This window comes from Candidatus Melainabacteria bacterium, from assembly GCA_016193285.1.
In the GTDB taxonomy this organism is placed as follows: Bacteria; Cyanobacteriota; Vampirovibrionia; order 2-02-FULL-35-15; family 2-02-FULL-35-15; genus JACPSL01.
The window spans coordinates 73,288-95,254 of the sequence record JACPSL010000011.1 but is presented as its reverse complement, the minus strand read 5'-3'; the positions used below and the strand labels follow the sequence as shown (position 1 = coordinate 95,254).

Annotated in this window: 20 protein-coding genes; 6 read left to right on the top strand and 14 right to left on the bottom strand. The window is 32.6% G+C overall.

The features are described from left to right. The first annotated feature begins 42 nt into the window (after positions 1 to 42). Positions 43 to 765, top strand: coding sequence for a glutamine amidotransferase (locus HYY52_02760; GenBank protein MBI2995612.1), 723 nt, complete (start codon positions 43 to 45; stop codon positions 763 to 765). Here the strand turns inward: HYY52_02760 and HYY52_02755 are convergent. Genes HYY52_02755 through HYY52_02745 form a run of 3 tightly spaced genes read right to left on the bottom strand, consistent with a single transcriptional unit; the run spans position 754 to position 4,644 of the window. Then, positions 754 to 2,016, bottom strand: coding sequence for an insulinase family protein (locus tag HYY52_02755; protein MBI2995611.1), 1,263 nt, complete (start codon positions 2,014 to 2,016; stop codon positions 754 to 756). The genes HYY52_02760 and HYY52_02755 overlap by 12 nt on opposite strands. Continuing rightward, positions 2,013 to 3,968 carry a hypothetical protein gene (locus HYY52_02750; GenBank protein ID MBI2995610.1) on the bottom strand — a complete coding sequence of 652 codons (1,956 nt, stop codon included), beginning with the start codon at positions 3,966 to 3,968 and terminating at the stop codon, positions 2,013 to 2,015. Before HYY52_02750 ends, HYY52_02755 begins: the two co-directional genes overlap by 4 nt. 4 nt (positions 3,969 to 3,972) lie before the next feature. Further along, positions 3,973 to 4,644, bottom strand: coding sequence for a hypothetical protein (locus tag HYY52_02745; GenBank protein ID MBI2995609.1), 672 nt, complete (start codon positions 4,642 to 4,644; stop codon positions 3,973 to 3,975). 300 nt (positions 4,645 to 4,944) lie between these two features. On the opposite strand from HYY52_02745, the gene HYY52_02740 reads away from it, so the two are divergent. Beyond that, positions 4,945 to 7,461: a leucine--tRNA ligase gene (locus tag HYY52_02740; protein ID MBI2995608.1), complete on the top strand. Its 2,517-nt coding sequence runs from the start codon at positions 4,945 to 4,947 to the stop codon at positions 7,459 to 7,461. Positions 7,462 to 7,490: 29 nt separating this feature from the next. Then, positions 7,491 to 8,069: an imidazole glycerol phosphate synthase subunit HisH gene (gene hisH, locus HYY52_02735; protein ID MBI2995607.1), complete on the top strand. Its 579-nt coding sequence runs from the start codon at positions 7,491 to 7,493 to the stop codon at positions 8,067 to 8,069. On the opposite strand, the gene murG is transcribed toward hisH, so the two are convergent. From murG to HYY52_02720, 3 genes are read right to left on the bottom strand one after another with little or no spacing between them, the layout of a single operon-like run. Then, positions 8,056 to 9,180, bottom strand: a complete 1,125-nt coding sequence (murG, locus tag HYY52_02730) for an undecaprenyldiphospho-muramoylpentapeptide beta-N-acetylglucosaminyltransferase (protein ID MBI2995606.1) — start codon at positions 9,178 to 9,180, stop codon at positions 8,056 to 8,058. The genes hisH and murG overlap by 14 nt on opposite strands. A gap of 20 nt (positions 9,181 to 9,200) precedes the next feature. After that, a complete protein-coding gene (locus tag HYY52_02725; GenBank protein MBI2995605.1) occupies positions 9,201 to 9,629 on the bottom strand; it encodes a hypothetical protein in 429 nt (142 codons plus the stop codon). Then, the gene (locus HYY52_02720) at positions 9,619 to 10,845 is read right to left on the bottom strand and encodes a S41 family peptidase (GenBank protein MBI2995604.1); all 1,227 of its coding nucleotides are present in this window, start codon (positions 10,843 to 10,845) and stop codon (positions 9,619 to 9,621) included. The genes HYY52_02725 and HYY52_02720 overlap by 11 nt, the downstream gene beginning before the upstream one ends. A 70-nt stretch (positions 10,846 to 10,915) precedes the next feature. On the opposite strand from HYY52_02720, the gene HYY52_02715 reads away from it, so the two are divergent. Further along, on the top strand, positions 10,916 to 11,989 hold the full coding sequence (locus tag HYY52_02715; protein MBI2995603.1) for a sodium:calcium antiporter: 1,074 nt from the start codon (positions 10,916 to 10,918) through the stop codon (positions 11,987 to 11,989). Positions 11,990 to 12,037: 48 nt separating this feature from the next. Here the strand turns inward: HYY52_02715 and HYY52_02710 are convergent, their stop codons facing one another. Then, complete coding sequence (locus HYY52_02710) at positions 12,038 to 13,366, bottom strand: FAD-dependent oxidoreductase (protein ID MBI2995602.1); 1,329 nt, start codon at positions 13,364 to 13,366, stop codon at positions 12,038 to 12,040. Between the two features lie 2 nt (positions 13,367 to 13,368). Continuing rightward, positions 13,369 to 14,136 carry a TatD family hydrolase gene (locus HYY52_02705; GenBank protein MBI2995601.1) on the bottom strand — a complete coding sequence of 256 codons (768 nt, stop codon included), beginning with the start codon at positions 14,134 to 14,136 and terminating at the stop codon, positions 13,369 to 13,371. On the opposite strand from HYY52_02705, the gene HYY52_02700 reads away from it, so the two are divergent. After that, positions 14,135 to 16,015: a CHASE2 domain-containing protein gene (locus HYY52_02700; protein ID MBI2995600.1), complete on the top strand. Its 1,881-nt coding sequence runs from the start codon at positions 14,135 to 14,137 to the stop codon at positions 16,013 to 16,015. The two genes, HYY52_02705 and HYY52_02700, sit on opposite strands and share 2 nt — an antisense overlap. Here the strand turns inward: HYY52_02700 and HYY52_02695 are convergent. The 3 genes from HYY52_02695 to HYY52_02685 are packed head-to-tail and all read right to left on the bottom strand — an operon-like array spanning position 16,008 to position 18,575. Then, entirely contained in the window at positions 16,008 to 16,604 is a 597-nt protein-coding gene (locus HYY52_02695) for a YIP1 family protein (GenBank protein MBI2995599.1), read from the bottom strand. The two genes, HYY52_02700 and HYY52_02695, sit on opposite strands and share 8 nt — an antisense overlap. A 2-nt stretch (positions 16,605 to 16,606) precedes the next feature. Next, on the bottom strand, positions 16,607 to 17,833 hold the full coding sequence (locus HYY52_02690; protein ID MBI2995598.1) for a thymidine phosphorylase: 1,227 nt from the start codon (positions 17,831 to 17,833) through the stop codon (positions 16,607 to 16,609). Then, complete coding sequence (locus HYY52_02685; protein ID MBI2995597.1) at positions 17,817 to 18,575, bottom strand: YebC/PmpR family DNA-binding transcriptional regulator; 759 nt, start codon at positions 18,573 to 18,575, stop codon at positions 17,817 to 17,819. Before HYY52_02685 ends, HYY52_02690 begins: the two co-directional genes overlap by 17 nt. A 114-nt stretch (positions 18,576 to 18,689) precedes the next feature. On the opposite strand from HYY52_02685, the gene secF reads away from it, so the two are divergent. Beyond that, positions 18,690 to 19,634: a protein translocase subunit SecF gene (gene secF / locus HYY52_02680; protein MBI2995596.1), complete on the top strand. Its 945-nt coding sequence runs from the start codon at positions 18,690 to 18,692 to the stop codon at positions 19,632 to 19,634. Positions 19,635 to 19,698: 64 nt separating this feature from the next. On the opposite strand, the gene HYY52_02675 is transcribed toward secF, so the two are convergent. The 3 genes from HYY52_02675 to HYY52_02665 are packed head-to-tail and all read right to left on the bottom strand — an operon-like array spanning position 19,699 to position 21,829. Further along, entirely contained in the window at positions 19,699 to 20,754 is a 1,056-nt protein-coding gene (locus tag HYY52_02675; GenBank protein ID MBI2995595.1) for a patatin-like phospholipase family protein, read from the bottom strand. Further along, on the bottom strand, positions 20,751 to 21,272 hold the full coding sequence (gene cysC / locus HYY52_02670) for an adenylyl-sulfate kinase (GenBank protein MBI2995594.1): 522 nt from the start codon (positions 21,270 to 21,272) through the stop codon (positions 20,751 to 20,753). Before cysC ends, HYY52_02675 begins: the two co-directional genes overlap by 4 nt. Beyond that, positions 21,269 to 21,829 carry a nucleotide exchange factor GrpE gene (locus HYY52_02665; GenBank protein MBI2995593.1) on the bottom strand — a complete coding sequence of 187 codons (561 nt, stop codon included), beginning with the start codon at positions 21,827 to 21,829 and terminating at the stop codon, positions 21,269 to 21,271. The genes cysC and HYY52_02665 overlap by 4 nt, the downstream gene beginning before the upstream one ends. Positions 21,830 to 21,967 lie beyond the last annotated feature (138 nt).

Genomic DNA, 21,967 nt, shown 5'->3' with positions numbered 1-21,967 from the left:
TTACCTCTTTCCTACAACATAAATTATTATATAACAATGTCATTGTTGTCATTAGAATTAGCATATCTCTACCCAAAACTTTTAAACATCTATGGAGATCGTGGCAATGTATTAACTTTGCTTGCAAGGTGCAAAGCAAGAGATATTGTTTTAAACATTTCTCCAATTAGTATTGGAGAAAAAGTTGATTATAAAAAGTACGACATATATTTTATGGGTGGCGGACAAGATGAACAACAAATCTTGGTTTCAGATGATCTCCAAAAGAAAAAAGATGACCTGATTTCTGCAATTGAAAATAATGCAGTGTTTCTTGTTATATGTGGAGGTTACCAATTACTTGGAAGTTATTATAAAACTAATACTGACTTAGAGCTTAAAGGAATTAGTGCACTTGATCTTTATACTGTAGGTGGTAAAAAAAGAATGATTGGAAATGTATTATGCGAAGAAACTGAATCAAAATTTATGTTGGTAGGTTTTGAAAATCACAGCGGGAAAACTTATCTAGGTAAAAACCTTAAACCATTAGCAAAAATAATAAGAGGCAATGGAAACAATAGTGAGGATGGTTTTGAAGGAGCCAGATACAAAAATGTTTTTGGTACTTATTTGCATGGTTCTCTACTACCCAAAAACCCAGCTCTTGCTGACAAAATTATTAGACTTGCACTAGAACAAAAAAAATTAGAAGTGCCTAATATAGATTTAGATGACTCATTAGAAAATGCAGCACATGATAGAGCTGTAAACTTAAGATATTAATTTAGGTAAATCTCTCTTAGGCCCTACAGCTACAAGAGTGTAATATTTAGGATCAAATATTTCACCTGCAAGTTTAATAACTCTGTCATTAGTAATTGACTCTATTGAATTACTTATTTCATCTGGTGTTAAAAATCTTTCATAGTAAAGATCATAAAGAGCATTTCTAAAAGCTCTGACCTTGGATGACTCAAGTTCAAGGAATAAATTTGTCTTGAGTTGCATTTTTGCTCTTTCAAGTTCATCTTGCTTAAGCCCTTTATTTTTAATTGATTTTAGTTCTTTTAAAATCAAGTTTACTACTAACTCTGAATCCTTTGGTGCCACACCAGCGTAAACACTAAATATCCCCCCAAGTTTATTTGTGTGATAGTAAGATGAAACTGCGTAAGCTAATCCACGTTTTTCTCTTATTTCTTGATAAAGTCTTGAGCTCATCCCTCCACCAACTGCAATATCAATTACACCCAAAGTATATCTATCTTCTTCATAAACAGACACTCCATTAGTACCAAAGTTTAAATGTAATTGTTCAATTACCTTATACTTACACAAAACATCTGGCGTAATCACTAATGGAGATGGTTCTTTCTTTTTCTTTTTTTGCTTAACATTTAAAGTGAAGTTTTCAGCAAAGTGGATTATTTCCTGAAGATCAAACTTGCCAGCTACTGAAATAATCATATTGTCAGGGGTATAAAGATTGTGTAAGAAATCTACTATTGATTTCTTTTGAAGATTTGAGATTGATTTTATTGTTCCTGTTATTAACTTTCCAAGTGGATGATCCTTCCAAACAACTTCACATAAAAGATCTTGAACAAGATCTTCAGGAGTATCTTCATACATTTTTATTTCTTCAAGAATTACTTGTCTTTCAAGTTCAATGTCTTTATCATCTAACTTAGGATTAAAAAGCATATCCAGAAAAAGTTCAAGCACCACTAGAACATACTCACTTAAAACCATTGCATGGTAACAAGTATATTCTCTGTCTGTAAAAGCATTTAAACTGGCACCAACATCCTCGCTTTGTTCTGCAATCTGCAAGGCTGTTCTACTTTGAGTCCCTTTAAAAACAATATGCTCAATAAAGTGAGAAACACCGTTATTGTTTAGTTCTTCATCTATTGGTCCTGCACTTACCCAAATACTTAAAGTACATGACAATGCACCTGGCATTTCTTCTGCAATTATTCTTAAGCCATTATTTAATACAACTTTTTGGAGGAGCTTATTGTTAGAAGTCATTTTTTTAGAATCTGCCAAGGAGCTTTATTCCTTGCTACACTATCTGCCGTAGGTGTCAAGTGAATATCAAACTCATCACTTGCACCATTATCACAAATAATACTTACTGTAAGATCTTCTTCTTTATTATTTGATATTAAATCTAAAGCATGTGAACGCTTTATAACTACTCTCATGTTCTTAGCTAACATAGCTGGACTTAGAGAAAATACTGAAGGTTTTATTTTTACAAAAGATTCATTTGAACTGGTGATAAAACATTTGCTCTTTGAGTTGAAGTTAAAAGCAGAAGCTTTAATCATTGTTTTATTTGCACCAACAGGTTTCAAAATCAATGTGTCACTGCCTGTCAAAGTTACTGATGGTATACCAATACCTGTTGCTTCTGCTGATATGGCAAGTTTATAAGAAGTTGAACCTGAAAAGGCTCCTATCCCCAGTAAGTAAGTGCCAGCTTTAAGTGACTTATTAATTAACTCATCCGAATTACCGGTTTGACTTGATGATTCAAGAATTTGGTCTGCATACTGATTAAACAAAACAAGATCCAAATCATTGTCTTGCAAGTCACTTTCAATTGTTAACAGGGCAGTTAAACTAGAAGTTTGTGTAATTGTAAATTGATACAAATCACTTATTACTAAGGTTTCATTCCCTGTTGTAGTTGATACTTCAACTTCACCACTATCTGTAGAAGATGCTTGTCCACTAATAGTTACTGGCAATGTTACTAACTGAGGAGCACTCAATAAATCATTTGGCTCAATTTCATTTATGTTATTTGTACCACCAGAACTTGAAGATGGAATTATAGAAGTTGCACCAATAATATCTACTCCAGAGACTGTCTGACCACTAGCAACACTTACAACAAGTGCATCTTTTTCACTTGTTGTTATTGGCTGGCTAGGCCCTGTGTAAAACCCTTTGACAACAGGGTCTTGAAAAGATTTATCAGTTTTGCTTCCAGTATATGGACCTACACCAGATCCGCCAGTAAAAGAAAGATCAATTGGTTCAACTTCAATTCTATAATCACCTGGTGGTACAGCAAAGAGTGTAAATTCTCCACTGCCATTTGTAAGGAAATCAGAAACACATGAGATAGCTTCCAACAATGGATTATTTGTATTTCTTGCAATAACATTTGCACCTAAGACTGGTGTTTTTCCATCTCGCTTGAGGACTCTACCTGTTATTTTTCCATACTTCGTAAGCTCACTTTCATTTGGATATAAAAGAGAGATGCTTGAGATATCGTCTCGCCTGATTAAAAATAAGTCATTTACTGCAACTGGAAATTCTAAAGGTACAGAGTCTCTAATTTCTTGTGATGCACCTGGACTAATTGCTTCTACATTAATTTGAGAGTGATCTAAACCAATACCATGTCCTGTCTCATGAATAATTGTTCCTTTAAATGAATCAATTGTAGACTCAGGATTTGAAGGAGTATCAATTCCATCAACAAACCTGCCATTAAAAATTGCTTGAGACTCAGCAATCTGGTTTACAAGCGGACCAGAACTTACTGTAACTGGCCCAGAAAGACCTAAAACTTGATTCCCTGAACCATCGCCTAAAAATGAGCTCAAAAGTGAGCCATCAGTATCAAATATAACTGCTGTATAACCTAAAAGATCTTTTGAATTTAATATTGAATCATAGTTAGTAGCATCTACATCAAAAGCTAGAGAGCCTGGATTATCTCTTTGGAATCTCATTTCAGAAGTCTTGATTGCCTGCCATTCTCCATATAGAGGTTCAATAATTGATATTGCTTCAGAATTAGACAGCCTCCCGAGTGAGCCTTTATCATACCTATAAAGCAAAGGCCTATTTCCATATGTAACTGCCATGTTGCTTTTAACAACAAGGGGACCACCTGCATGTACCCTTAAAAAGCTACTTACAGCAAAGCATAAAACTATAAGTATAAATATTTTCTTCATCTTCTTATTTTTCTTTATTTACTAAAAACTTAACAGCCTTAATAAACTCTTTATATCTAATTGGTGCACCATGTACAGAACAAGTATCTAAATATTTATCAACAAACTTATCTTCTTCAATTGTGATTTTCTTTCGTGTCTTTAAGTTTCTAGTTAAACCTCTGTTATTGTGCCCATTTCTAACAACGTCTCGTTTTCTAATAATGCCTTCTCTTAAGATATCAAACTTTCCATATTGAATGGCTACAGGGCTTGTTAATCCTCTTTCACTCTCAGGATATAAAAATAAAATATATTTCTTTCCCATTTCATAACTTGCTTGTCTAATAGTTGGCTGCCATTGTTTAAATGTAACTTCTTTTTCCCCATGTACTCCTTTTACTCCTTCTGTTATTTTAAAAGTAATCTCATAAACAGGTAATTTAGATTCTAAATCTTTTTCTACAAACTTAACTTCTTTACATTCACCTGCAAATATCTTTCCACTAGATTTTACAATTTCATCTAATGTAGGCTGAATGGTATCAAATACGAAATGCTTTTCAATTTTTACTTTACTGGACTCTGTATCATTTTGTTCAACTATACTTGCATAAGAAGCAAAGAGAAAAATTCCACAAAGCAGAGAACTAAGAATTGAAAATTGAAAATTGACAATTAAGTAATTAAATCTCATAAAAGATTAGCCTATTCTAGATTATACATGCCCTAAAATCTATTGTCCTAACAATTTCGTAACCAAATAAGTGAGAGCCTTATTCGTAATTACTCAGGTGGCTCTGCGGTGACGTAGCTCCTCGAGCCACCTTTCCATAGACCGCTCGGCTTGCCCAAATGAATTGGACCAAGCCTCGCTTTGTTAAATAGCATAATTTCGTGAAGGATGACCTAAGAGAAATTAACATGCTGAGTAGTCCCCTTTATTCACTATTGTTTGTTCCTTTTTATATAATAAAAGCCTATGACTACATCAAATATTATTTACACACCAAAAGAAATTGAGATTAAATGGCAAAAAAAATGGGAACAAAGCAGTATTTATAAAGCTATTGATTTTGACAAAAAACCAAAGTATTACTCCTTAGTTATGTTCCCATACCCAAGCGGCGATCTTCACATGGGGCATATGAGGGTTTATACAATCAGTGATGTTATTTCAAGACACAAAAGAATGTGCGGCTATAACGTGTTAAACCCAATGGGATTTGATGCATTTGGATTGCCTGCAGAAAACGCTGCTATTGAAAGAGGAATACCACCAAATAAGTGGACTGAAGAAAATATTAACTACATGAAGAATGAACAGTTAAAAAGATTAGGTACAAGTTATGACTGGGAAAGAGAAGTAATATCTTCTAATCCTGATTACTACAAGTGGACTCAATGGCTCTTTTTACAATTTTATAAAAATAACTTGGCTTATCAAAAAGAAGCCCAAGTAAACTGGTGTCCTAAGTGTCAGACAGTTCTTGCAAATGAACAAGTAGAAGAAGGTAAATGCTGGCGACATGATGACACCTTTGTAGAGCGTAAGATGATGCGTCAATGGTTTTTAAAAATTACAAACTATGCAGAAGAATTATTAAATGATCTAGATAAACTAAGCGGCTGGGCAGAGCGTGTAAAGCTAATGCAAAAAAATTGGATAGGAAAATCTATTGGTGCTGAGATTATGTTTCAGGTTGAAGGTTTTCCCAATCTAAAAATCCCTGTTTTTACAACAAGGCCTGATACAGTTTTTGGAGTTACTTACATGGTTATTGCTCCCGAACATCTGCTTACAGAAAAACTAACAACTAAAGAAAATAAAGAAAGTGTAAAAGCATACATAAAAAAAGCAAGCTTACTTTCAGAAATTGAAAGACTTTCAGAAACCAAAGAAAAACTAGGTATTCCATTAGGTACTTATGCAATAAATCCATACAACAATAAAAAGATTCCTCTTTGGACTAGCGACTATGTTCTTCTTGAATATGGAACAGGTGCGGTAATGGGTGTACCTGCTCATGATAAAAGGGATTTTGAGTTTGCAAAAAAATTTAATTTAGAAATTAAACAAGTAATTTCAAAAGACGGCTTTGAAAAAGAACTTTCAAGTGCATATATTGAACCTGGCATAATGATTAATTCTGGAAACTTTAATGGTTTATCAAGTGAAGAAGGTAAGAAAAAAATTGTTCAGTTTGGAGAAGCAACTGGTTTTAGCAAAACAAGAATAAACTATAAACTAAGGGATTGGTTAATAAGCAGGCAAAGATATTGGGGTTGTCCAATTCCGCTTGTTTACTGTAACTCTTGTGGCATAGTCCCAATACCTGAAGAAGAATTGCCTGTCTTGCTTCCTAGTAAAAACATTGACTTTACAAGTAGTGGGTCCCCTCTTAGTAAGGCAAATGAATGGCTACAAGTTAAATGCCCAAAATGTAAAGGAGAGGCAAAAAGAGAAACAGATACTTTAGATACATTTGTTTGTTCAAGTTTTTATTACTTAAGATATGCAGATGCAAAAAACAACAAATTCGTTTTTGACAAAAAAAAAGTAAACTACTGGTTTCCTGTAGACCAATACGTTGGTGGGATTGAACATGCAATACTGCACCTTATGTATTCAAGATTTTTTATAAAAGCACTTCGTGATTTTGGACTTTTAAATTTTGATGAGCCATTTTTAAACTTACTTAGTCAAGGAATGGTTACTATGTACAGTTCAAAAGAAGGCAAAGTAACCAAGATGTCAAAATCAAAAGGTAATGTTGTAGGGACTACTGAGTTTTTTGATAAATATGGTGCAGATGCTGCTAGACTTTTTATTTTATTTGCAGCACCACCAGAACAAGAAATTGAATGGTCAACACAAGGTGTTATAGGTCAGGTGAGATTTCTAGAAAGAATCTGGAGATTGTTTTTTATTTTAAGAGAGAATATTGATTTAAAAATATATGAAGGATTTATTGATGTAGAGACGCATGGCCATGCGTCTCTATTGCAGGAATTGTACAAAATTGCAAATTATACAATTAAATCTGTTTCTGAAGATATTTCAGATAAAAAATATACCTTTAATACCTGCATTGCACGAATGACAGAGCTTGTAAATGCAATGTATAAATTTATCCTGGATAAAAAGATTTTTACTGAAGCAGAAGTTAAGGTTTTGAATTTTTCTTTTACAAATCTTTTAAAACTTTTAGCACCATTTGCTCCACATATTACAGAAGAGTTGTGGGAAAAGCTTGGTGGAGAATCTTTAATACACACTCAGAGATGGCCTGACTATGATAAAGATGCTTTAATTACAGATGAAATTGAACTTGTCATTCAAATGGGTGGGAAAAAGATTGATGTCCTTACTACTAAGAAAGGGCAAGATCAAAAGGAGCTTGAAAAAATTGCACTTAATCAGCCAAAAGTAAAATCAAAAATTAAAGGGAAGGAATTAATAAAGATTGTGGTCGTGCCGGATAAGATTGTAAACATTGTCATCAGAGGGTAGAGACGCCTCAATGGGGCGTCTGTACAAACATGAATAAAAACATATCTCTAATAGATTTTGGTGCGGGCAATCTTCATAGTGTTTATAAGGCATTTAAATTTATTGGTGCAAATACTGAGATCACAAAAGATCTAAAACAAATTGAAAAGTCAGATGCTGTTATTCTTCCAGGGGTTGGTGCATTTGGCGCTGTTATGGATTCAATCAGGAGAAATAATCTGGAAGAAATAATTATTAAATCAGCAAAAAAACCATTTTTAGGTATTTGTGTAGGGATGCAGGTTTTATTTGAAGAAGGAGAAGAAAATCCAGGAATAAAAGGCCTTGGAATTTTAAAGGGCAAAGTTGTGCGATTTAAAAAAGCAAAAAAAATTCCACACATTGGATGGAATGATGTGACACAATATGACACTGAGAAGTTCTATTTCATCCACTCCTACTATGTTATCCCAGAAGACAAAAACCTGATTTATGGAGAAACAGAATATGATGGAGAAAAATTTACCTCAGTAATTAAGAAAGATAATCTTTTTGCAGTACAATTTCATCCAGAGAAAAGTGGAGAGGGTGGTTTAGATTTATTAAAAGAATTTATTAAATCAATTTGACTAGATCAGGAATATTATTTATTTTAGAAAGTATTAAACTTGCAATGTCTCTTGCAGCATCTGGCTTGGCAAAAGACTTTGTAACTTTTGACATTTCATGTAACTTACTGGGATTTTTAAAGAGATCTAAAATTGTGTTTAATAGTTCTCTGGCTCTTAATCCTTTTTGTCTAAATAAAACTGCACCACTTGAATTAATTAAGTGATTAATATTTGCTTCTTGATGATTTCCTGCATAAGGATATGGAATAAAAATAGCTGGCTTACCTAAAACTGTAATCTCTGTCACTGTCATTGCTCCAGAGCGAGAAATTACTAAGTCAGCAAGATGGTAACATTTTTCAGGATTCTCAAAAAAAGGTTTTGCTATATAACCTGCAGTCATAGTAGCAGGTATTCTTTTGATAAATCCTTCATGAGAACTTTCACCGGTTTGATGAATGATTTGAATATCATTATTTATTACAAGATCTTTTATGATTTCCAAAGCTGCTTCGTTTATAGCATTTGCACCTTGAGAGCCACCAATTATAAAAATTGTCTTTTTATTCGGGCTAAAATTAAACTCTTTGCAGAGGGTAGCTTTATTTAACATTTCAATTTCTAAAAAACATTTCCTTACTGGATTACCAGTAACAATGACATTTTCTTTTTTATTTTCAGGGAGCTCATTTGTTTCAAAACCCAATGTCAAGGCTAATGCACCATTTGAACAAAATTTATTTGCAAGACCAAGCTTAACATCAAGATTATGAACAATATATGAAATGCCTAATCTTTTTGCAGCAATAAAAACAGGAGCTGCAGAATATCCCCCAGTTCCAAAAACTATTTCTGGTCTATAATGCTTTAAATAAAGTTTTGCTTTTGATACTGCCTTAAGTAAATAAAAAGGCCAGGCGAAAAGTTCTTTTTGAAGCTTTCTTGGAAAGCCTAAAAAATCATAACCAAAAAAATCTATTCCATTTTTTTCTGCAATATACTCTTCAGGTTTTTTATTAACTCCAAGATAGTAAAGATCACAACCTTTTTCTTTTAATATCTCGCCAACAGCAATACTCGGAAAAATATGTCCACCTGTTCCACCACCACATAGTACAACCTTTTTCATTTATAATTTCCGTGTCCTTCCTAACCTGCAGATTGTACAGGTACCAAGCGGCATTCAAAAGGAATATTACACATAGACTCCATTGGGCCCTCTTGTCTGCCAATAGAAATAGTTACATAGTAAACCCCTGTCTCTCTTAAAGTCAACATCATTGAGAATGAGTCAATGCACCAGTGGCAAGAAATTGGAGGACTAGAAGTAATAGTAAATTGATTTTTTCTTTCAGCAAGTAATTGTCCGCTTGGAGCAAATATTTCAAGCTGTTGTAAAAAAGTACCTTGAGCATTAGTCCATTGATTTGCAACTACAAACTGAGTTAAGGTAGCAGGTAAGGTCGTAGTTTGAAAAATATTTTGAATATTTAAAAGATGAACTGCATGTGTAACCCTGTCAAAACTTACTTGACTGCATATTGCACCAATATTATGTCTTGGGAGGTTAGTTGTCATAGCAATGATTATACCAAAACCCTGCAATCACGTTGTTTGTATTCTTCTCTAAGGAAATTAAAATTTCTTTTGCTCTTTCAACCTGCATCCCTTCATCACTTACAATTTCATCAGGTACAATCCCAACTTTGTTAATATTTCTTCCAGAGGGAGTTAAGTAAGCAGCAATTGTAAGATGCAAAGCAGAGTCATCAGGGAGTTGTAGAATTTCTTGAACAAGACTTTTACCATAAGTTTTCTTACCAATTACAAGTGCTCTTTTATTTTCTTTTAGAGCACCTGCTAGTATCTCACTAGCACTTGCAGTGCTTTCATTTACTAAGATAATAAGATGTGAACTTGTAATTTGATCTGAATTTGCAAACTCATTTTTTCTACCTGAGTCACTTACAGTTGTAACTATTTTGCCTTCTTTTAAAAACATATCTGCAATCTCAACTGCATTCTTCATTAAGCCCCCTGAATTATTTCTAAGATCAATAATTAAGCCACGTGTAGCCATAAGTTTTAAAACTTCGTTTTTAAACAACTCACTTGTGCTTTCAGGAATAAAAGAACTAATTTTTATAATTGCAACATCGTTATCTAACAATTTACTTGAAACTACTTTAAGTTTAACTTCCTTACGTTTTAATACCTTAGTTAAAATTTCATCCCCCCTTTTTAGCTTAACTGTAAGTAAAGAATTTTCTTGTCCTCTTAATAAGTTTGCTACCTGGTTTGGATTTAAATGTTTAGTACTCTTGCCATTTATACTTATTATGTAATCATCTGGCACAAGACCTTCTTTGTTCGCTGGACTATCTGGAAGAACTTCAATTATTTTTGGTTTGTTAAGTGCAAGTTTAACTCCAATTCCAATTAGTTTTGAGTTCATAATGTTTAGTTCATCTTTAAATTCTTCCTTTGTTAAAAGCCTTGTATATGGATCATCTAATGCTTTAATAAGTTTATTTATATATTTATGAGCATCTGTTAGGTTATTTATTTTGTTTTCAAATTTATTTTGCCAGCTATCTAAATCAATCGTTGACTTAAAGTAAAATTTTTCATTGACCACTTTCCAAGCAGTATTATACAAAGCTACTGCCTTTGTTTTTTCAGAGTCTGCGCTAACCTTTTGTATAAAGATTGTTGAATGTAACAAGAAAAACAAAACTAAAAAAGTAAGTAAATTTATCTTCAAGTATTTTTTTGTCTTGTTTGAACTTTTCATTAATACCGAATTATAACAAATTGGTTTACTATTCTATGCGCTATACGCTATACGCTGTACTCTAGTTCTCATGGAGCTTTTGCTTTACTTTTTTATCTCACTAATTGCAATTTTAATTTCATGTATTGTTTTTAGTAATTCAGTTGAGTGGCTCGGTGCAAAGTTAAACTTGTCACATGGAATTACAGGAAGCCTTTTAGCTGCTGTTGGAACAGCCTTACCAGAAACAATTGTTCCTTTAGTAGCAATATTTTGGGGAATAAATAAAGAAACTTTGATTAAAGTTTTAAAAGGCGAATTTGATACCACAAATCCTTTTAGTCAATATATGAATCAAATAAGTATTGGTGCAATTATTGGTGCCCCATTTATGTTAAGTACAATTGCATTTTTTTTAATTGGATTTGCAAGCTGGATTTATTTTAAAACTGGAAGAAGAAAATCAAAAGAAATTAAAATGGATGAAACTGTTTTAGAAAGAGACTTAACTTTTTTTATTATTTCATTTTCACTTGCATTTTTAGCTGTATTTTTAAACCACACTATGCACATACTGTTTGGCATTGTAATGATCCTGATTTATGTTATTTATTTATACCTAACAATAAAAGAAGAAGCAAGGACTGAGTTTAAAGGCGAAGAGTTAGAAGAAAATCTGGATCCTTTTTTATTAACCAAGCTTTTATCAAAACTAAAACCAAATTTACTGTTAATCTGGCTTCAATTAATTGTCTCGTTGCTTTTTCTTATATTTAGTGCTCACCATTTTGTAGAAGTAATAAAAGAAGTCTCACACAAGTTAAACTTTCCTGCATTTATTATTAGCCTTTTACTTACACCACTTGCAACTGAACTTCCTGAAAAATTTAACAGCTGGATGTGGATTAGACAAAAAAAAGACACACTTGCTGTTGGGAATATTTCAGGAGCACTTGTTTTTCAAAGCACATTCCCTGTAACAATTGGGCTTTTATTTACAAGCTGGAAAATTAGTTCATTAATTTCATCTCTAACTTTTATCTTTTGTTTAATTAACACAAGTATAGTTTTAATTTCATTAAAGAAAAAAAGGCTTACATACAGAACATTCTTATTTTGCGGGATTTTATATTTAGCTTACTTATTTGGTGTTTTTATCTGTTAAAATCTTTTTAGATTTATTTCAAGATAGGAGTAAAAGCAATGACTAAAATTAACGCACTGCTTTTATTCTCTTAGCAGCTAGTAGTCCTGCTGCCTCACCCATAGCCCAGCAATTTGCCTGAATACGTGCAGAGCTTTGTGCTTCAAAATCTGCAGAAAGACATCTCCCTGCAACAATCAAATTTTTAATTTCATTTTCCTTTGGTAATAATGACCTGAGAGGTATTTGGTAATAATCACCATTGGGTGGTTGTTGTGGTAGAGGCGTGATTAATCGCGTCTCTGCCACAGGCGGATGAATATCAATTGGCCAATTTGAATTTGCAATGGCATCTTTAAATTTTTTTGCACTTAAAACATCTTCCTTTGTTAAAACATATTGCCCTACAAGTCTTCTGCTTTCTCTGACACCAATATATGGTGCTATCTGACAAACATACGAATCTTTAAACCCAGGAAGATATTTTTTGCAAAAGGTGCTTTGTCTCTTTATCATTTGCCTTCCATGAACTAGAAGCCATGAAGTATCTTCATTATTTAGTGGATCTAAAATTTTATCTTCTGGCGTAATTCTTGGACAGTTAAATGCAACAAGTCCTTGTGAGTCTGGCACTGAAAAAATTTGAAAATATGCTGCGTCTTCTTTTTTTAAATCACCATTTTTAAAAGCTTCGTCAAAAAAAGGTTTTAGTGTCCAATTTTTTTCAAAAGTATGTGCACCTGAAAGTAAAATGTCTCCATTGTTTAAAAAATAAACTGGCGAATCGCCAGCTTTATCATTTTCTTTTAGCCAGTTAGCAAATGTCTTTAAGTCAACTCCAGCCATCATAAAACGAAGTGACATTGCTTGTCTGTAATTATTTTCACCTGCTTTATAACTTACACCAGATAAAGCAATAAGATCGCCATCACCGGTACAGTCTATAAATTCTTTAGCGCTGATAGAAAAAAAACCACCTTTGTTAAAAAAATATATATTTTTTATCTCATCCTTTAAGACATCACAGGAAATTATTTGACTTTCAAACATCAACCTAACATTTGATTCAACACACATTTCGTCAAGGACAATCTTATAAACCTCCGGATTAAACCAGCCCGGATTTCCATCTTCAAAGATGGCTCCACCACCAGCTTTTGCAAGACGATTACAAACTTCTAAAAACAATCCTTTTCCCATTGGCATATTTTTCATCATTGGTGTTACAAGAGCGCCTGTTGCCATTCCACCTAAGAAACTTGCTTTTTCAATTAAAACAACCTGTAGGGGCGTTGCATGCAACGCCCCTACTGCAGCTGCTACTCCTGCGGATCCTCCACCTGCAACAAGGACATCACATGAGGGAAGATCTTTGTAATTTATTTTAATTTCTGGCACTTTTACCTTATATCAAATAATTTTTTTGTATTTTCTGAGGTAATTTCTCCTACTTCTTCTACACTTACATTATGAATCCTTGCAAGTTCTTCTGCTACAAACCTTACATATTTTGGCTCGTTTCTTTTACCTCTATAAGGAACTGGAGTTAAAAAAGGACAATCTGTTTCAATTAAAGTACTCTTTAGTGGTATTTCTTTTGCAACTAGTTTTAAATCTTGTGCACCTTTAAAAGTTAGTATTCCTGAAAAAGAAATATAAAAACCAAGCTTAAGTGCTTCCTTAGCAGTATCAAGATCTCCTGTATAACAGTGAAAAACACAAGCTCCTTCTTGTTTTTCTTCTTTTAAGATTTCTATCACTTCTTTAAAAGCATCTCTGCAATGAATTATAAGTGGCAGTGAAACTTCTTTTGCAATTTTAATTTGTCTTTTAAAAGCATATAGTTGTACATCTTTAGGGCTTAAGTTGTAATAAAAATCTAGTCCTGTCTCACCAATTGCTACTACTTTTTTTTCTTTTGAATATTGAATAATTGTGTCATAGCTTACATCCCCCCAAGCTTTAGCCTCATGAGGATGAATCCCAACACTTGTGTACAGGTTGGTATACTTCCTTGTTAAAATTAAGTTTGTTTTAATCTCTTCAAGATTGTCGCAAGACTGGACAATATGTGTAACACCATTAGAAAATGCTTGTTGAATAACTTCATCTCTGTCGTGATTAAAATCATCAAGTGTTAAGTGAGAGTGTGAATCTATAAAAGTCATGGCAACAGAAATAAAAAATATAAAAAGATTTCTTCCAAGAAAAGGATTACTTGGTCTTGCACTTGGATTAATTCTCGCAATTATTGTACTAAACGTAGACAAAAAATTGTGGTGGCCGCTGGAACTTGAAACAATTAACGGTAGAAATATTTCAAGTAAAGTAGCATTAGAACCTACTCCTACGAAACAAATTGTTGTTTTACTTTTTGATGATAAAACTCAATTTTTACTTAGGCAAAATGGGATGCCAATAAAAGATTTTGAAAGAAAAGGAAGAGATTTAATTAGACTAATTATTGAAAAACTTGAGAAAAGTAACGTCAAGTCAATAGGAATAAACTTAAACTTAAGCAGTCCATCAGGTAATCTAGCAGATGAAAATCTAGCAAAGACAATTGCAAAATTTAAAAACATTGTAATTGCAGATTCAATAAATTCACCACTTCCACATATAGCAAGCACTATCTTAAAAAAAGCATCTGGAATAGGATATGGAGAATTATTTGCTGACTACGACAAAACTGTACATAAAATAAAGTTAATTGACAAAAGTTTTGGAGATATTCAAGCTTTTTCCTATGCTTTATTTAAAATATCTACAAGAAAAGATGTTGATCAAACTTTAAAAGCAAAAAATGAATTTTACTTAAGATACTTGGTAAAATTTTTCGTGAAGTATTCATTAATTGATTTTGCCCAAGGAAAAATCAGCCCGTTATTACTAAAAGATAAAATAATTATCCTGGGTATAGGTTCAAAAAGCAAATTAACTAGAGATCAGCTTTATAGCCCCTTTGACAAAAACACACTTTTATCTGATAGCGAGGTTCAAGCTATAGCACTCTCAAATCTTTTATATAACCTCTACCTTCATAAATTCAGCCTCATTGAATATCCAATTTTATTTATTGCTTTAAGTTTGTTTCTTGGTTTACTTTTTAGTAATCTGCCTACAACTAAAAGAGTGTTTCTTGGTGTGTTACTTTTTGTAAGCATAATAATCTTTAGCCAGATTTCTTATACTCATTACAAGCTTGTTATAGAACTTATTCCTCTTTTATTTCTTGTTTTAGGAAATTTGATTATTGGTTCACTAATTTTTTTACAAATAAACTTACAAGAGCAAAATATAGAACTAGAAGAAGCTCTTATAATGTTAAGTAACAGAGTAAAAGAGTTAAAAGAAGTAAGAAAACAACTTTCTACCAAAAGTGAAGATGAGAGAAGAAGAATTGCTAGAGAACTCCATGATGACTCGCTAGCTAGAATTACTGACTTAAGAAGATACTTAGAATCAATGTTACTACAGGACCTGCCTATAAACATGAAAAAAGAACTTGGAGTATCAATTAATACACTCGATAATGTTACTTCTGAAATTAGAAGGACAATAAATGCTCTTAGACCTTCAATGTTAGACAATGCAATGGGTTTAATTCCAGCAATTGAAAATCTCTTAGATGAACTTTCAAGAAGATCCAATCATAAGATTCAGACAAAATTAGCTACCTCAATTTCAAAATTAAAACTTATTGAAGCTAATGAGATACATCTTTATAGAATCATTCAAGAAGCACTAAACAATGTTTTTAAACATTCCCATGCTACAAAGGTAGAAGTATCAATTAAAGAACAACCAGGGCAAATATTAATTCTCATAAGAGACAACGGAATTGGTTTTAATTTAAGTGGATTAAACAAAAAACCAAAAAGTGGCTTTGGGCTTGTTGACATGAAAGAAAGAGCAGATTTAATTGGAGCAAATATTCAATACTTAACTAATCCAAGTGGTGTTGGCACTGCTTTTGAAATTACACTAGCACAAGAAAAAATCAAGGTTACTGAAAAGAATAAAGAAGAAGTATTATCTGTTAGATAGGGCTCATTGAGAAAAACATCCCTAAAATGTTTGCAATCAAGTATGTAAATAAGAAGAGCCCTAATAAAAAAGGAATTATTGCCATAAGAAAAACTCTCCAGGCTTCAAGCTGAAAGCTTTTTGCAAGACTAATCCAAAACAAAATAAAAGTCCAAAGACTTACTAACACTTCACAAGCAGTATAAATTGTAAGATTAAAATTACTTATTAAAGAAACAGGGGCAAGAAGTAAAAATGGTATGCTTGACAAGCCTGTAAATCCTAAGAGCCTTAAAAAACTATTATTTGGTGTTTTAAAAACTGTACTAAAGAAAAATATTAAAAGACCAACAAAAAACCAGCTTACAAAACCAATTATTTCAGTCCCGACGATATTTAGGATGTTTGCACTACCTGATCCAACTTTACCTAGATTAGACAAAAATACAGCAAGAACACCATAAACTAAAACTGTAAAAGTATCTTCATCATATAGCTCACAAAAGACTTTGTTTGGGCAAAACAAAACTCCATAAAAAGTTTCTAAAAAACTAATTTTAGGTTCATCTTGTGGAATATTTTGTTCAATATTTAAGTTATTTATACTCATGCCTAAATAATATCATGAATTAATTTTAATTCTTGTGGCTTTTCTTGTTTAATTAATACAGAGTTGGTTAAAGTTTTTTTTGCACTTTCTGCATCTTCTTTGTTTTTTGAATGTACTTCAAACAACACTTCACCATTTTTTACTTTGTCTCCATACTTTTTAAAAAACAATATACCAACTGAATGATCTATACTATCACTTACTTTTTTTCTACCTGCACCTAAAGTATGAACAGTCTTTCCAACACTTAATGCATCTATTTTATGTACATAACCATCTCGTTCACTTTTTACAACTTCAATGTGCTTTGCCTTATTTGAATTTGAAAATAATTTTAAATCTCCATCTTGAGCAATAACCATTTCTTTAAATTTTCTTAATGCTTTCCCGCCTAATAATATTTCTTTTAAATCACTGTCTGCCATAGGAGCAAAATCTATACACTTTGCAAGAGAAATTACAATCTCAACTAAATCAGTTACTTCTTTACCAGACAAAACATCAATAACTTCTTTAACTTCAAGAGCATTTCCAATAGCATAGCCTAAAGGTTGATCCATATCTGAAATAATAGCTTTTACATTCCTACCTAGATTCTGACCAATATTAACCATGGCCCGTGCTAGCAATTTTGCATCATGAAATGACTTCATAAATGCACCAGAGCCAAACTTTACGTCTAAGATTATATTTTTTGAACCACCTGCAATTTTTTTACTCATAATAGAAGATGCAATAAGAGGTATGGAATCAACGGTATTTGTTACATCTCTAATTGCATAAAGTTTTTTATCTGCAGGGGCTAAATTAGCACTTGCACTTGAAATTGCAAGTCCAATTTTTTTTACTTGATTTTTTATTTCATCAATTTGTAAGTTAGTTCTAAAACTAGGAATTGATTCTAATTTATCAATTGTTCCACCTGTAATCCCTAAAGCTCTCCCAGATAATTTAGGTACATTAATTCCACAAGCTGCTACCAATGGTGCAAAAAGCAGCGTTACTTTATCACCAATACCACCAGTACTATGCTTATCAATAGTAGGTTCCAGGCCTTCCCAGTTTAAAGTCTCACCAGAGTTTACCATTGCTAATGTGAGAGAAGTAGTTTCTTCATTAGTTAATCCGTTTTCTTTTACTTCTTTTAACCACTTGGTGATTTTATCTTGGCTAAAAGTATTTAAATTTTTTATAAAATAATTTATTTCTTCTTTAGTATGTGTTTGCATTTAATATCTCATCTCTTATGTCAAAGTTAGAATAAACTTCTTGCACATCATCATGTTCTTCTATTAATTCAAGCAATGTGATTAGATTTTTTGCAGCCTTAGGATCATTTATTTCTACATGCTTTTTAGGATGGTATACAATTTGTGTTTCTTGTAGTTTTATTTCTTTTGCAAGAATATTTTTTTGTACTTTTTCAAGCTCTTCAGGCTTTGTAATGATTGTTGCAAATTCACTGTCTAGTAAATCAATGTCTTCTGCACCAACTTCAATTGCAAGTTTATAGATTTCATCTTGGAGATTGGAAGAACATGGGATTTTAATTTCTCCACGCTTTTCAAACATCCAGCTTACTGCTCCACTCGTAGCAAGTTTCCCCTCATATCTTGTAAAATAACTTCTCAAATCAGCTACGGTCCTATTTTTATTATCCGTGGTACATAAAATTAAAATTGCAGCACCACCTGGTCCATAACCTTCATAAATTACTTCTTCCATACTTAAAGCACCTTCATCTACACCAGCTCCTTTTTCAATTGCACGTTTTATATTTTCTTGTGGTAGTAGATTTGCTTTTGCTTTTTCAATTGCAAACCTCAAACGAAAGTTACTATTTGGGTCTTTCCCTCCTAGTTTGCTTGCAACCATGATCTCTTTTGCAATTTTTGAAAAAACAGCCCCGCGTTTAGCATCAGTTACTGCCTTTTTACGTTTAATTTGTGCCCATTTAGAATGACCGGACATTTGTTTGTATCTCGTCGTTTATTCTCTGTAGAGACACACGGCCGTGTGTCTCTACCTAACATATAACATTATATGAAATACTATAACGAGGTACGCTATACTTTTTATGAAAAAATGAAAGTAGATATTGTTAAATACCGCTGGTTTTGGTTTGGGTTTTCACTTGCTATTTTAATTCCAGGATTAATTGCAGCTGGAATTTGCATAAGCAAGTTTGGCTCTCCAATAAAACTTGGACTTGATTTTACAGGTGGAACAAAGCTGGAATATAAATTCCCGCATGAAATTAGACTTGAAGAAACCAGAAAAATTGTAGACCGTAATAAACTTGGTGGAAGCAGTATCCAGGTCTCAAAACAAGCTCTTGATGGTTCTCAGATAGTTATTATTAGATCAAAAGCAATTAAAGAAAGAAAATCTACTCAAAAGAGAGCTAGCCAAAAAGAAAAATTAGATGAAGATTTAAGACAATCATTTGGCAACTTTGAGATTTTATCAATAGATTCAGTAAGCCCATTAATTGGTCCTGAACTGCTTACATCTGGTTTACTTGCCTTACTTTTTACTTGTGTTGGAATTGTCTTATATATTACCTATAGGTTTAAAAGAGACTATGCACTTTGTGCAATAATTGCACTTCTTCATGATGTGTTTATATTAATTGGTCTTTTTGCAATTTTTAGTTTAATTTGGGGACTTGAGATTGATAGCTTATTTATTACTGCAGCACTTACTGTAATTGGCTTTTCAGTTCATGACACAATTGTTGTTTTTGACAGGATTAGGGAAAATTCCAAATACTTAAGTAAAAATAAAACATTTGGTGAAATTGCAAACGATAGTATAAACCAAACTTTAGTTCGAAGCATAAATACATCACTAACTACACTAATTACACTCGGTACTTTATTTTTACTTGGTGGTGAAACTACAAAAATGTTTGTTGGTGCAATGTTTTTAGGAATAGCATCAGGTACTTATTCAAGTATATTTGTAGCTAGTGCACTTTTAGTCTGGTGGAGAGAAATTGCTAAAAGAAGAAGAGTTAGAACAACATGATTAATTCTGAGCTACTTCTTGGTGCAGGAGTTGCATTTTTAATTCTTACAATTATTTTTACACTTTACTTAATAGTCTTTAGAAACATCATGCCTGATGAGAAAGAAGATAATGACGAAGAATCTTGATATGCTGTTCTTAAAGCATAATTTTTTTCTTCAATTTTTCTTTTTATTTTAGGAATTAATTTTATCGTTTCTTCTTCACCTGCTTTAATTGCTTTTGCTAAGCTTTTTTTGTCCAAATCTAAAATACCAATCCCTGTTAAATCAGGATTTATTACAACATCTGCCTTACTTAGAATGCTTTCTGATTGAGCTCTTAATCCAAGACTTATTGCCCTTGTTAAAACTGATTCAAATGATCTAAAATCTTCTTTGTTCAAGGTCTCCATTTTAGTATCTACATCTACTGCTATTATTAAATTTGCACCCATTTTTTTTACTTCTTCAATTGGAATATTTTTTAAAACTGCACCATCAACGAGTAGTTGCTCATTAATTACTATTGGTTGGCGTAAGGCAGGGATTGCAGTACTGGCCTGTACAGCTAAACCAATATCACCTGACTTAATAACCACAGGAAGCCCACTAATTAAATCTACGGCAATGACATGCAAAGGTATAACCAGATCAATTGTTCCGTCACTTTTTGAAATAGCATTATTTACAAAATTATGTAATCTATGATCATTGTATAATCCTGCATAAAAAGGCTTGCCAATAAATGTTCGCCATGTTCTGTTAATATAAATAAATAATCCCCTAAGCAGTGAAAAATCTGATTTATAAACCTTACTAATTGCACCAGATAAAACATATTTTTCTAATTCACGAGGACAAACCCCGCCTGAATACAATGCAGCTATTAAAGCTCCTGCACTTGTACCTACTAAGTAATCAACTGGAATATTTTCTCTTTCTAAAACCTTCAACACCCCAATATGAGCTGCTCCACGAGAGCCACCCCCACCAAGAGCAAGTCCGATTTTTGGCCTAACTGGAGATTTGTCTTCAGCAAAAGAAGGAGGTAAGAAGGTAAAAAAGCAAGGAAGCAAGGAGACAAGGAAGAACATTATCCTTGTAACCTTGCAACCTTGCAACCTTGTAACCTTACTCATATATGTCCATTCTTTTCCAGCCAGCTTAATATTTTATCTGCACTTTCTTCAGGTGACTGTTTGTCTGTTTCTACAATTACCTCTGGACTTATTGGTTCTTCATATGGATCAGATATACCAGTAAATTGAGCAATCTCACCATTACGTGCTTTTTTATAAAGTCCTTTAATATCTCTTTTTTCTACAACTTCAAGAGGACACTTTGTATAAACTTCAACAAAATTCTCATGCATTTCTCTTGCTTCATTTCTAATTTCTCTGTATGGAGAAATTGCAGCAGTAATTGCAATAACACCATTTCTTGAAAGCAAGCTTGCTACATAACCAATTCTTCTAATATTTGCATCCCTATCTTCTTTACTAAAACCAAGTCCTTTGCTTAGATGTGTTCTTACCACATCACCATCAAGTACTTCTACCTTCAACCCCATTTTCTTAAATTTATTTTCTAAGATATTTGCAATAGTTGATTTACCAGCACCAGATAAACCAGTAAACCACAATGTAAAACCAATCATTTTATTTCTTCCTCTTTTTCTTTTTTCGCTGACACAGAAACTAGTGCAGCTCTAATAATTTTATTATTTAGCTTATAGCCTTTTTTTAAAATCTGCATTACTGTATGATCCGGCAGTTCATTTGTAGGTATTTGATGAAGAACCTCATGTAAAAAAGGATCAAATGGTATGCCTGTTTCTTCAATTGGTTCTAGTCCAATATCTTTTAAACACTTTAATAACATTTCAAAAACTAGACTAAAATCCTCTAAAATCTTTTCAGGACTTGAGTCAGGTTTTATAGTTTGTCTAGCATATTCAAAAGTATCAAGTGCTGGTAAAAGAATTTCTATAGTTTTCTCTGCCGCATATTTATACAGCTCTTCTTTTTCTTGCGAGGATCTCTTTTGAAGATTTTGGTAATCTGCTAAAACTCTAAGATATTGGTTTCCTAATTCGTCTAGTTTCTTTTGAAGTTTTTCTAACTCTTGTTCTGTGGAAATCTCAGGGGTGCTTTCTACTTCACCTGAAGGTTCACTAGTTAGGGGTATCCCAGCAGTTTCTTTATCATTAGTCATTTTAATTTCCTCATAGTCTATATTATCCAGCCTTCTTGTTATTTCCTTAAATAATTTATTTAAATTTTAACTTTCTCTGGTAATTACCCCTACCTTTTCAAAACCTTTTCATAACCTTCATATAGGATTCTATATTGC

What these genes read in the sequence shown, in the direction of transcription:
- HYY52_02755 (MBI2995611.1), bottom strand. Translation starts at nt 2,016, where the DNA reads ATGACTTCTAACAATAAGCTCCTCCAAAAAGTTGTATTAAATAATGGC.
- HYY52_02700 (MBI2995600.1), top strand. Translation starts at nt 14,135, where the DNA reads ATGGCAACAGAAATAAAAAATATAAAAAGATTTCTTCCAAGAAAAGGA.
- HYY52_02705 (MBI2995601.1), bottom strand. Translation starts at nt 14,136, where the DNA reads ATGACTTTTATAGATTCACACTCTCACTTAACACTTGATGATTTTAAT.
- hisH (MBI2995607.1), top strand. Translation starts at nt 7,491, where the DNA reads ATGAATAAAAACATATCTCTAATAGATTTTGGTGCGGGCAATCTTCAT.
- HYY52_02725 (MBI2995605.1), bottom strand. Translation starts at nt 9,629, where the DNA reads ATGACAACTAACCTCCCAAGACATAATATTGGTGCAATATGCAGTCAA.
- HYY52_02675 (MBI2995595.1), bottom strand. Translation starts at nt 20,754, where the DNA reads ATGAGTAAGGTTACAAGGTTGCAAGGTTGCAAGGTTACAAGGATAATG.
- HYY52_02720 (MBI2995604.1), bottom strand. Translation starts at nt 10,845, where the DNA reads ATGAAAAGTTCAAACAAGACAAAAAAATACTTGAAGATAAATTTACTT.
- HYY52_02695 (MBI2995599.1), bottom strand. Translation starts at nt 16,604, where the DNA reads ATGAGTATAAATAACTTAAATATTGAACAAAATATTCCACAAGATGAA.
- HYY52_02685 (MBI2995597.1), bottom strand. Translation starts at nt 18,575, where the DNA reads ATGTCCGGTCATTCTAAATGGGCACAAATTAAACGTAAAAAGGCAGTA.
- secF (MBI2995596.1), top strand. Translation starts at nt 18,690, where the DNA reads ATGAAAGTAGATATTGTTAAATACCGCTGGTTTTGGTTTGGGTTTTCA.
- murG (MBI2995606.1), bottom strand. Translation starts at nt 9,180, where the DNA reads ATGAAAAAGGTTGTACTATGTGGTGGTGGAACAGGTGGACATATTTTT.
- cysC (MBI2995594.1), bottom strand. Translation starts at nt 21,272, where the DNA reads ATGATTGGTTTTACATTGTGGTTTACTGGTTTATCTGGTGCTGGTAAA.
- HYY52_02690 (MBI2995598.1), bottom strand. Translation starts at nt 17,833, where the DNA reads ATGCAAACACATACTAAAGAAGAAATAAATTATTTTATAAAAAATTTA.
- HYY52_02745 (MBI2995609.1), bottom strand. Translation starts at nt 4,644, where the DNA reads ATGAGATTTAATTACTTAATTGTCAATTTTCAATTTTCAATTCTTAGT.
- HYY52_02715 (MBI2995603.1), top strand. Translation starts at nt 10,916, where the DNA reads ATGGAGCTTTTGCTTTACTTTTTTATCTCACTAATTGCAATTTTAATT.
- HYY52_02750 (MBI2995610.1), bottom strand. Translation starts at nt 3,968, where the DNA reads ATGAAGAAAATATTTATACTTATAGTTTTATGCTTTGCTGTAAGTAGC.
- HYY52_02665 (MBI2995593.1), bottom strand. Translation starts at nt 21,829, where the DNA reads ATGACTAATGATAAAGAAACTGCTGGGATACCCCTAACTAGTGAACCT.